This window comes from Synechococcus sp. 65AY6A5 (assembly GCF_002760415.1).
In the GTDB taxonomy this organism is placed as follows: Bacteria; Cyanobacteriota; Cyanobacteriia; order Thermostichales; family Thermostichaceae; genus Thermostichus.
In genome coordinates, this window is record NZ_AXUW01000001.1 from 1,000,755 (window position 1) to 1,011,369 (window position 10,615).

Annotated in this window: 8 protein-coding genes; 2 read left to right on the top strand and 6 right to left on the bottom strand. The window is 60.3% G+C overall.

Annotation, left to right across the window (positions count from 1 at the left end):
- From SYN65AY6A5_RS04715 to glnA, 5 genes are all read right to left on the bottom strand, one after another.
- A partial coding sequence (locus SYN65AY6A5_RS04715; RefSeq protein ID WP_143597135.1) for a recombinase family protein occupies window positions 1-376 on the bottom strand: 376 nt, incomplete at its 3' end.
- A 54-nt stretch (window positions 377-430) separates the two neighbouring features.
- Window positions 431-2,497 (bottom strand): cation:proton antiporter, encoded by a 2,067-nt coding sequence (locus tag SYN65AY6A5_RS04720; protein WP_099884005.1) that lies wholly within the window; start codon window positions 2,495-2,497, stop codon window positions 431-433.
- Between the two features lie 179 nt (window positions 2,498-2,676).
- Window positions 2,677-3,405: an SDR family oxidoreductase gene (locus SYN65AY6A5_RS04725; protein ID WP_240530466.1), complete on the bottom strand. Its 729-nt coding sequence runs from the start codon at window positions 3,403-3,405 to the stop codon at window positions 2,677-2,679.
- Window positions 3,406-3,471: 66 nt separating this feature from the next.
- Window positions 3,472-3,732, bottom strand: a complete 261-nt coding sequence (locus SYN65AY6A5_RS14320) for a hypothetical protein (protein ID WP_240530984.1) — start codon at window positions 3,730-3,732, stop codon at window positions 3,472-3,474.
- A 659-nt stretch (window positions 3,733-4,391) separates the two neighbouring features.
- A complete protein-coding gene (gene glnA, locus SYN65AY6A5_RS04735; protein ID WP_099884009.1) occupies window positions 4,392-5,816 on the bottom strand; it encodes a type I glutamate--ammonia ligase in 1,425 nt (474 codons plus the stop codon).
- Between the two features lie 372 nt (window positions 5,817-6,188).
- Here glnA and trxB point away from each other — a divergent pair, with 372 nt between their 5' ends.
- Window positions 6,189-7,619, top strand: coding sequence for a thioredoxin-disulfide reductase (gene trxB, locus SYN65AY6A5_RS04740; RefSeq protein WP_011430211.1), 1,431 nt, complete (start codon window positions 6,189-6,191; stop codon window positions 7,617-7,619).
- Window positions 7,620-7,685: 66 nt separating this feature from the next.
- Here the strand turns inward: trxB and purL are convergent, their stop codons facing one another.
- Window positions 7,686-9,986 carry a phosphoribosylformylglycinamidine synthase subunit PurL gene (gene purL, locus SYN65AY6A5_RS04745; RefSeq protein ID WP_099884011.1) on the bottom strand — a complete coding sequence of 767 codons (2,301 nt, stop codon included), beginning with the start codon at window positions 9,984-9,986 and terminating at the stop codon, window positions 7,686-7,688.
- A 139-nt stretch (window positions 9,987-10,125) separates the two neighbouring features.
- Between purL and SYN65AY6A5_RS04750 the strand changes: the two genes are divergently transcribed.
- A partial coding sequence (locus SYN65AY6A5_RS04750; RefSeq protein WP_143597136.1) for a helix-turn-helix domain-containing protein occupies window positions 10,126-10,615 on the top strand: 490 nt, incomplete at its 3' end.

Sequence of the window (10,615 nt, forward strand, 5' to 3'; positions counted from 1 at the left end):
GATCCCGGTGAGCGACCACAATTGTTCCGATATCTCCCGCACGAACTCGTTCCAATAAGGCAAGGAACTTTGGCCTTTTGAAGTTGAGACCGCCGCCAACCTCTCCGACCACTTCGGCTCCAGGATAGAGGTCAACCAGTCTTGCAATCTGTCTCTCCAAGTCTGGTTTCTGCCCTCGACTGCTGACTCGGGCGTACAAAACGACTCGTTTGTCCTTCTTGGGTGCTCTGATGTAGCTGTCGAGGTCATACCTTCTCGCCCTACCAGATGGAGTACGTACTGCATGGATCCAGCCCTTCTGTTCCCATCGCCTCAAGGTGTGGAGACACACCCCAAAATAATCCGCCGCTTCTCTCGGTTTTACATACCTAGCCATACCAAGCAGCCATACTGAACATATTGTACATTATTTTCAGTATAGTCCAGCATATCATTGACTAGAGTCATGCTCTCCGAGCATGATCAGAGAGCAGGTGAGGCGTTCTAGGAGGCGAGTGGTCGTGTCGCTGAAGGATAGGCTCCCGCTGGGGTTGCGCCGACGAAAAGAGGGCAGCACCACCAGGTCAAATCCTTGGGCCTCCTGCAAGAGGGTTTTGACGACCTCGTCACTGGCCAAGACCTTGACCTGGACGGGGTAGCCCAAGTCTGGCTGTTGGGCTAGGGATAAAAGCTGCGCCTCCAGCCACTGGCGATCGCTTTCGGGGGTGCTGGCGAAGCAGATGTGAAGCAAGGTAACTTCTCCCTGGCTGGCGGCGGCCAAGATCTGGGCTAGGCGCACCGCCCGAGCCGTCTGCGAGCGAAAGTTTTCCAGCACCACCAGGATCCGCCGCAGCTTGTGGGGGGGATGGAGCAGGCGTGCTACGGCAACTGGGCAATGGGCAGCCCAGAGGACGCTGTTGATGACGCTGCCAAAGAGGCGGGCCTGTAAGCGGGTGGGATCGCTCCAGCCCATGACGATGAGGCTGGCGTTCTGCTCACGGCTGGCGTGGCTGATCCCCTGGGCCACGTGGCTGTCGATGCGGCAGAGAGGGGTGACCTCCACCCCAAAGGGCCGACAAAACTCCGTCGCCCGCTTGAGGAGGTGGTCTCCGTGCTCCAGGGAAGTTTGCAGCAAGGGAGAGTCCATGTGCAGGTGGCCGGTCGCCACCGAGAGGGGAACCACCCGCCCGCCCTCCTGCTTGGCCAGGAGGCAGGCCATCTCCAGCAGGTTTTCCTCGGTTTCGGGATTGGCCAGCGGCACCACGACCACGTAGGGCTGGGGAGGCGGCGCTGCGGAGGCGGGAGCGACTCCTGGTGGAGATGGGAACCGACTCTGTTCCTCCTCCATAGCCATTTGCGTGGCCGCCCGACTGGTCAAAATTGGGCCCAGGGTGGCCGTTACCAACATCAACACCACCACGCTGTTGAGCACGTCTGCATTGAGCAACCCCACGCGGTACCCCACCAGGGTTGCCGCCAAGGTAGCCGCCACCTGGGGCAAGGAGAGCGACCACATCATCAGCTTTTGGGTCGGGGTGTAGCGGTAGAGCCACTGACAGAGTTGGGCAGCAGCGTACTTGCTGAGGCCCAGCCCCAGCAGGATACTCAACAGCAGCCAAAGGGAGCTAAGGGTCTGCAAAAAAGCGCGTAGATCAAGCAACAGCCCTATATCCACAAAGAAGACGGGGATGAACAAGATGCTGCCGACAAAGACGATCTTTTCTTTGACAGAGCCCTCCCGCAGCACATCGTTCACGGCCAGCCCCGCCAGAAAGGCGCCGATGATCTTCTCTACCCCAATCCACTGCGCCCCCAGAGCCGCCACAAACAGAGCCAGCAGCACAAACAAAAATTGGTTGCCCTCTTCGCTGCCGGTGACCCGAAAAAACCGCTGCCCCAGCCAGTCCACCCCAAACAGCACAGCAGCCGCATACAGCAGCAGGGATCCCAGCAGCCGCACCAAGCTCCAGAGGGAAAACTCGCCGCCGTGGATGCCGACACAGACCGCCAAGACCAGCAGCGCGGCAATGTCGGTGAAGATGGTGCCGCCGATGGTGACCAGCACCGCCTCGTTTTTCACCAGACCGTAGCGGCTGACGATGGGGTAGCCCAGGGGGGTGTGGGAGGCAAACAGGGATCCCAGCAGGATGGCCGCGTTCCAGCCAAAGCCAAACAGCCGCCCAATGGCGGTGCCCACGGTTAGGGGAATGGCAAAGGTCAACAAGCCAAAGGTGGCAGAGCGGTTGCGGGTCTGCCGAAATTGCTCCAGGTCGATCTCCAGCCCGGCCACAAACAGCAAATAGACCACGCCGATCTCCGAGAGCAACTGCACCGTCGGCAGCTCTGAAGTCAACAGGTTCAGTCCCTGAGGACCCAGGGCGATCCCCGCCACCAAAAGGCCCACCAACCCCGGCAGGCGCAGCCGCTCAAATAGCGGCGGCACCACCAGGATCACCCCCAGCAACAGAGCAAAGGAGAGGATGGGCTCCTCTTGCACAAGTGAGCGTATGGCCTCCATCGGCTAGGCCCCCGGCTGGACGTCTTCCTGATTATGGAGGCAATCTGCCCAAAGGGCCGCAAGGAGATCTGGCCAGCCCCAACCCACCCTCTCTTGCCTGGGGAAGTTCCCGCTGGCAATACCGACTTGTGCCAGCTCTGGATCCTGCAGCAGGGATTTCTTCCAGAACTCGGCAAGCCTTAGAGAAACTGGTGGCTTTCCGGCTGCAACACCACCTCGTTGGGCACGGCATTGGCAGGCATCGTCAGGACAAAGCGAATCGCCTCGGCAGCCGTGGCAGGGCTGAGCATTTTGTCCCGCTGCACCTTGAGGCTGATGGGATCCCAGAAGGGGGAGTCGATGCCGCCAAAGTAAAACAGAGTAAAGCGTACCCCAAAGCGCTTCAGCTCGTCAGCCATGCACTTGGTAAAACCGACCACGCCAAACTTGGCAGCACAGTAGGCAGAGGCCATGGCCATGGGGTGGCGGCCCAGAATGCCGGGGAAGTTGAGAATATGGCCGGACTTCTGCTCCCGCATGGCGTTGGCCACCAGTTGGCTGGTGTAGAAGCTGCCCTTGAGGTTGACCGCCAGCATCTGCTCCAGGTCAGCGGGGGTAATTTGCGGGGCAGGTTTGAGGATGCCGGCGCCGGCGAGGTTGATTAGCCCATCGATCCGCCCGTGCCTCTGCAGCGTTTGGGTCACCAGCGCCTCGACCTGGGCGTAGTCGGTTACATCTGTGGGGATCCCTACTCCAGAAGCAGCCCCGAGGGCTACTGCTTTCTCGGCCAAGGTGGCTAGGGGCCCTTCTCGCCGCGCCGCCAGCACTAGATGGGCTCCGGCCTGGGCCAAGAGAGGCACAAGGGCACTGCCAATTCCCCCTGTGGCCCCTGTAATGAGAACAACCGCCTGGGACAATGAGGAAGACACGTTACGTTTTTTAAACTCTTCCTCTCATCATACCCAGGGAGTGGCCTTGAGGGACGATCCAGAGAGTTAAACGCGACGCAGCCGCAGTCGTTGCACCCATTCTTCCCCGAAGCGCAGCCAGTCTGCCATTTTTTCTGGACTCACCTGTTGGTCGTCCCGCCAAACAATAAGCTGCGGCCCGGATCCCTCAGCGCAACAAGGAGGATGCTGCTCCAAGAAGCTAAGAAACCTAGGATGGAAGCGCAGGCGAATCTTGGCCTCATCTTCTCCGCGCAAAAGGTAGCTGCGGGAAAACCGAGGGTGGCCCTCGAAGTTGATATCTTGCATGCCAAAGGCTTTGGCAATGTCATGAAACAGGGGAATATTCGGATGTAGCCGAAAATGAGGTAGCCGTAGATCTTCGCAATAGGCCCAGAAAACAGACTGGCAATGAGTGCCGCGACTCTTGCCCCAGACAATCCTGCGACTCTTGCCCCTGCCGCTGGGGTACCTATGATCGTCGGGTGTGGGCGCTCCTGCCCTGGCCCGCCTCTTGCCCCTGCCGCTGGGGTACCCATACTGATAGTCAAAGGCACCGATCTCAGTTCCATCGATTAGCCGCTTGGACATTGAGTTGTAGAAACGTCGATCGTAGCCTTGTTCAAATAGTTTAAAGCCTGCCTGAAGCAAGCGGGAGCGGATCCCTTCGGGTAGCTCTGCTGAAAACGACATGCCCAGGCTCCTGGCCACCTGCTCCAAAGCTTCCCGACGCTTCTTCTCTAGATAGTCAGCTAGCTTCTCTAGATAGACAACAAGCGCCAGAAGGCCTAAGAGAATAAGGACCCAAATAATAAGAGCTATAAGCCATCCCATCCAAACCCCCCCTGAGTCTGTAAACTTCAGCACCCCCACCCAGAGTACCAGAGCAGGCACAAAAAAGGGATCCCTCCAGCAAGAAGGGATCCCGTTCAAAAGCCTTGGCCGAGAACTAATGGTTTAGATGAGAATCAGGCGTCGAAATAGAGCGCGAACTCGTAGGGGTGAGGCCGCAGGTTGATGGGGTTGATCTCGTTGTCAATTTTGTACTCGATGTAGGCCTCGATGAGATCTTCGGTAAAGACACCTCCCTCCAACAAGAAAGCGTGATCCTTCTGCAGGTTTTCCAGAGCATCCAGCAGGGATCCGGGCGTGGAGGGGATCTTGGCCAGCTCGTCTGGCTCTAGATCGTAGATGTCTTTGTCCAGGGGCTCGCCGGGGTGGATCTTGTTCTTGATCCCGTCCAAGCCGGCCATCAACATGGCCGAGAAGGCGATGTAGGGGTTGCAGGTGGCATCGGGGCAGCGAAACTCCAGCCGCTTGGCCTTGGGATTTTTGCCCGTGACCGGAATGCGAATGGAAGCCGAGCGGTTGCCCTGCGAGTAGGCCAGGTTTACCGGCGCCTCAAACCCGGGCACCAAGCGCTTGTAGGAGTTGGTGGTGGGATTGGTGAAGGCCAGGATGGCCGGGGCGTGCTTGAGCAGGCCGCCGATGTAGTAGAGAGCCGTTTCGCTGAGATCGGCATAGTTGCCCTCTTGGTAGAACAGGGGCTGGCCGTCTTTCCAGAGGGACTGGTGCGTGTGCATGCCGCTGCCGTTGTCATTGAAGAGGGGCTTGGGCATGAACGTCACCGTCTTGCCGTGCTTGCGGGCCACGTTCCGGATCACGTACTTGTAAATCATCATGTAGTCGGCAGCCGTGATCAGATCGGCAAAGCGGTAGCCCAGCTCCCCTTGCCCGCCGGTAGCCACCTCGTGGTGGTGCTTCTCGATAGGCACCCCCAACTTGGCCATCGTCAGCAGCATCTCGGTGCGGAGGTCTTGGTGGGCATCGGTGGGCGGCACAGGGAAATAGCCTTCTTTGTAGCGCGGCTTGTAGCCCAGGTTGCCCCCTTTCTCCTCCCGGCCTGAGTTCCAGCGGCCCTCGATGGAATCGACGAAGTAGTAGCCGGCGTTCTGAGTTTGGTCAAACCGTACATCTTCAAAGATGAAAAACTCTGCCTCGGGCCCAAAGTAAGCCGTATCGGCAATGCCTGTCGATTGCAGGTAAGCCACAGCCCGCATGGCCAGGCTCCGAGGACAACGGCTGTAGGGCTGACCGGTGCGGGGTTCAATGATGCTACAGATGAGGCTGAGGGTGGGCACTTGGAAAAAGGGGTCGATCCAGGCCGTTTTGGGGTCTGGCACCATGTACATGTCTGACTCGTTGATGGATTTCCAGCCTCGGATGCTGGAGCCATCAAAGGGCAGCCCTTCGCTAAAAGCTTGCTCCGTCAGCATTGAAGAGTGGAAGGAGACATGCTGCCAGGTGCCAAAGAGATCCACAAACTTGAGATCCACCATCTGGACATCGTTGTCCTGGATCATCTGAAGCACATCTTGGGGCGTGGATGCCATTACTCTCTCCTGATTGGGTTGCGGTTGAGACTGGGGTAATCAAAGGTAGACGGGATCCCCACGCTTCGACTTGAATGGGCCAAAAGCGCTCACCCATCCTAGAAAAGCCGATCTCAGCATTTTGTAGTTTCTGATACGAAATTGCCCTGGCTTTGGCCTTCTGCTCCAGAGGTTGGCCATCGCGCCTCTCAGCCAGGCGTTTCTGCCCTGTTGTCCTCCAGACAGAGACAAAACCCTGTCCCCCTAGCTAGAGGAAAGCGAAAATGGGACTAACAAGCTCCAGCCTCGCCGAGGGTACCAGCTCGTGTTAGGCTAAAACGTAGTCGTTATGAGTTTGGTTTAGTTTTCAGCAACAGCAAGGAGCGACATCGGATGACAGAGCAAAGTCGGGTTGAGAACGTGGTGATTATTGGTTCTGGCCCTGCTGGGTTTACGGCGGCCATTTATGCCGGGCGTGCCAACCTGAAGCCGGTTGTGTTTGAGGGGTTTCAGGTGGGCGGGATCCCGGGCGGGCAGTTGATGACCACCACCGAGGTGGAGAACTTTCCGGGTTTTCCCGAGGGCATCAGTGGCCCCCAACTGATGAAAAACATGCGTGCCCAGGCGCAGCGGTGGGGGGCAGAGCTTTACCCCGAGGACGTCACCTTTGTGGATCTGAGCCAGCGGCCTTTTGTGGTTCGCTCTGACGAACGGGAAGTGCGCACCCACAGCCTGATTATTGCCACCGGGGCCACGGCCAAGCGCCTGCACTTGCCCGGAGAGGAGATCTACTGGAACCGGGGCATGTCGGCCTGCGCCGTCTGCGATGGGGCCATGCCCATGTTTAGGGGGGTGGAGCTGGTGGTCATTGGCGGCGGCGATACCGCCTGTGAGGAGGCCACCTACCTGACCAAGTTTGGATCCCATATCCACATGCTGGTGCGCAGTGGCAAGATGCGGGCCAGCAAGGCCATGCAAGACCGGGTGCTCAACCACCCCAAGATTACCGTCCACTGGCACACGGAGGCGGTGGAGGTTCTGGGCGACGGCCTGCGCCTGACGGGGGTGAAGGTGCGCAACAACCAGACGGGCGAGATTCGGGAGATGGCAGTGGGCGGCCTGTTCTACGCCATCGGCCACAAGCCCAACACCGACTTGTTCAAAGGGCAACTGGAACTGGATGAAGTGGGCTACATTGTCACCCGCCCAGGATCTGTAGCCACCAGTGTAGAGGGCGTGTTTGCCGCCGGGGATGTGCAGGATCACGAGTTTCGCCAGGCCATCACCGCTGCCGGCACCGGCTGTATGGCGGCCATGCTGGCGGAGCGCTGGCTCTCCGAACACGGCCTGGCACAGGAGTATCACGTCGTCCCTCAAAGCCATCTTGAGCCCGCTTCTGCCTCTGCTGTCGAGGTAGAGCCGGAGGGAGACTCGGCTGTTGAGGAGGCCAGTTTTGAGCAGGAGGTGCAAGATGACCTCGACTTCAGCCAGACCTGCCACGAGGGGAGCTATGCCCTGCGGCGGCTCTACCACGAAAGCGATCGCCTGCTGATGGTCAAGTACACCGCCCCCACCTGTGCCCCTTGTCATGCCCTCAAGCTGATCTTGAACAAGGTCATCGAAGAGTTTGCCGACAAGCTGCATGTGGTGGAGATCGACATCGAGAAAGACCCGGAGATCGCCGAGGCAGGGGGGGTCACCTGCACGCCGACGGTGCAGTTTTTCAAAAACAAGGAGCTGGTGGCTCAGGTGGTGGGTGTCAAGCCCAAGTCCCACTACCGGGAGGTGATCCAGGCCAATTTGTCTGAGGCAAAATCAGCTTGAGGTAGTCCCCCTCACCCCCGGCCCCTCTCCCAGCCCCTCTCCCTGAGGGAGAGGGGAGCTAGGCGGCTAGTCGGCAAAGGCGCTGTAGTAGGCACCCTGCAGGGCGGCCAAAGAGACTGACAACACGGGATCCCCTTCTGCAGTAGTCACCACCAAGGGATCCGCTGGCCCGCCCACCTGTCCTAGAAGCTGCCACTGGCCGGGGAGCTGCGACTCTAAGTAGGCTTCCCAAGGAGAGCGCTGGGCCGGGTCCACAGAAACGAGGATGCGGCTGGATCCCTCGCCAAAGAGGGCCTGATCCCAGCGCAGGGATCCAGGAGCTAGGGAGACGCTGGCGCCGCGGCCCCCACTCAGGCAGGCTTCTGCCAAGGCCACCGCCAGCCCTCCCTCGCTGCAGTCGTGGGCGGAGCGCACCCACCCCTGGCGGATGCCGTGGCGGCAGGCCCCTTGCACGCGCTTTTCCAGCTCCAGATCCACGGGGGCAGGACGACCCGTGACCTTGTTGTAGATTGCCGCCAAATACTCGCTGCCGCCCAGGCTGGTGACGGCCTGGGATCCCAAGAGGTAGACGAGATCCCCTTCTTGCTGCCACCCCTGGCCACAGATGAATTTCAAGTCCGGAATGAGGCCCACCATGCCGATGACGGGGGTGGGGTAGATGGCCTGGGATCCCTTCTCGTTGTAGAGGGAGACGTTCCCCCCCGTAACCGGCGTGCCCAGGGCGCGGCAGGCCTCGGCAATCCCCCGACAGGCCAGGGCCAACTGCCAGTACACCACTGGGTTTTCCGGGCTGCCGAAGTTGAGGTTGTCGGTTATGGCTAGGGGATCCGCCCCCACGCAGGAGAGGTTGCGGGCGGCTTCGGCCACGGCGGCCTTGGCCCCCTCGTAGGGATCCAAATACACCCAGCGGCCATTGCCATCTAGGGTGGCGGCAATGGCTTTGCGGGCAGCCTGCAGAGGGGGCACCTCGCCCACGCCAAATTTTTGGGAGCGGATGCGGATAACCGCCGCATCTCCCTGTCCCGGCCAAAGGACGGTGTTGTTTTGCACCTGGTGGTCATACTGGCGGTAGATCCAGGCTTTGCTGGCCAGGGTGGGGCGGGCCAAAAGCTGCAGCAGCACCTCTTGCCAGGCCAGCGTTGCCTGACCTAGGTGAATCCCTTCGCGATCGCAGGGGGGTAGAGTGGCGGGATCCCATTGCCATGCCGCTTGCACATACTCCGGCGGCTCTGGCAACAGGGGGCGGACGTAAACAGGAGTATCCTCCGCCAAGGCCCGCGCCGGCACCCTCACCACGCAGGATCCCTGGTGCCAGATCTCCACCAGCGGCTCGGCAATGACTTCTCCGGCCACGCTGGCCTGCAGGCCCCAGCGATGGAAGATCTCCATTACCTCCGCCTCGCGGCCTTTTTGCACCACCAGCAGCATCCGCTCCTGGGACTCCGAGAGCAAGTATTCCCAAGCCGCCATGCCGCTTTCCCGCGCCGGCACGCGGTCGAGGTCAAAGCGGATCCCCACCCCTCCTTTGGCGGCCATCTCTGCGGTGGAGCAGGTGATCCCGGCTGCCCCCATGTCCTGGGCCGCCACCACCGCTCCCGTGGCAAAGGCCTCCAGGCAGGCCTCGATGAGACATTTGCCCAGAAAGGGATCCCCCACCTGCACCGCCGGCCGATCCTGCTGCGCGTCCTCCTTGAGCTCGGCGCTGGCAAAGCTGGCCCCGCGGATCCCGTCCCGGCCGGTGGTGGCGCCGACGTACAAGATCGGGTTGCCCACTCCCCGCGCTGCCGACTTCACCACCGCCGGCGTCTCCAGCAGGCCCAGGGCCATGACGTTGACCAGGGGGTTGCCGCTGTAGCAGGGATCCACCGCCACTTCCCCCCCCACCGTGGGCACCCCCACGCAGTTGCCGTAGTGGGCGATCCCCTCCACCACCCTGGCCATGAGGCGGCGGTTGCGGGGATCCGTCAGCGGCCCAAAGCGCAGGGAGTTCAACAGCGCAATGGGGCGGGCGCCCAGGGTAAAGATATCCCGCAGGATGCCCCCCACCCCGGTGGCCGCCCCCTGGAAGGGTTCCACGGCGGAAGGATGGTTGTGGGACTCGATCTTAAAGGCCAGCCAGTCCCCATCCCCCAGATCCACCACGCCGGCATTTTCCCCCGGCCCCACCACCACCCGCTCGCCCGTGGTGGGAAAGTGCTTTAGCAGAGGGCGGGAGTTCTTGTAGCAGCAGTGCTCCGACCACATCACCCCAAACATGGCCAGCTCGGTGGGGTTGGGATCCCGGCCCAGTTGCTGCTGGATCTGGCGGTATTCCTCTGGGGAAAGGCCGTGGGCTTTCAGGTCTGGCGGGGCAGAAGCGGAGGTCATAGCGTTCAAGGTTTACCTAATTCGCCAGGAAGGCCTGCCCTGTACCCCCCTATATCCCCCCGTACACGGGGGGACTGGGGGGCCGGTCAGGGTCGGGATGAATGGCGAAGACACTCATGAACAGATATCGTAATCTCATGTGCGAATTGCCTACCAGTACCGCTTGCGCCCTACTTCTAGCCAAGTCGCCCTAATGGGTGAGTGGCTGGAGTTGTTGCGTAAACAGTACAACTATCGCTTGGCGGAGCGCTTCCGCTGGTGGGAGCAAAATCGCTGCGGTATCCATGCTTGCTCCTTAACGGTCTGTCATCTGCCTGAGTTGAAGGAGCAGCCCGACTTGTACTCGCAGCAGCGGGACTTGCCCAATACCAAGGCTTTGTTTCCTGAATACCGAGAGATTTATTCCCAGGTGCTCCAAAACTGCATACGGCGGGTACAAAGGGCCTTTGATAGATGGATCAAAGGTGACTCCAACGGCAAGCGGGCAGGAAGGCCGAGATTTAAGGGTGTTGGGCGGTACCGCTCCTTTACCTTCCCCCAAATGAAGCAGGACTGCATTCGAGGGAAGTTTATCCATCTGCCCAAAATTGGGCCGGTTAAGCTGATCCAGCACCGTCCTTTGCCCGACG

Coding starts and splice junctions, on each gene's coding strand:
- SYN65AY6A5_RS04720 (WP_099884005.1), bottom strand. CDS start 2,497: ATGGAGGCCATACGCTCACTTGTGCAAGAGGAGCCCATCCTCTCCTTT.
- SYN65AY6A5_RS14320 (WP_240530984.1), bottom strand. CDS start 3,732: ATGCAAGATATCAACTTCGAGGGCCACCCTCGGTTTTCCCGCAGCTAC.
- glnA (WP_099884009.1), bottom strand. CDS start 5,816: ATGGCATCCACGCCCCAAGATGTGCTTCAGATGATCCAGGACAACGAT.
- trxB (WP_011430211.1), top strand. CDS start 6,189: ATGACAGAGCAAAGTCGGGTTGAGAACGTGGTGATTATTGGTTCTGGC.
- purL (WP_099884011.1), bottom strand. CDS start 9,986: ATGACCTCCGCTTCTGCCCCGCCAGACCTGAAAGCCCACGGCCTTTCC.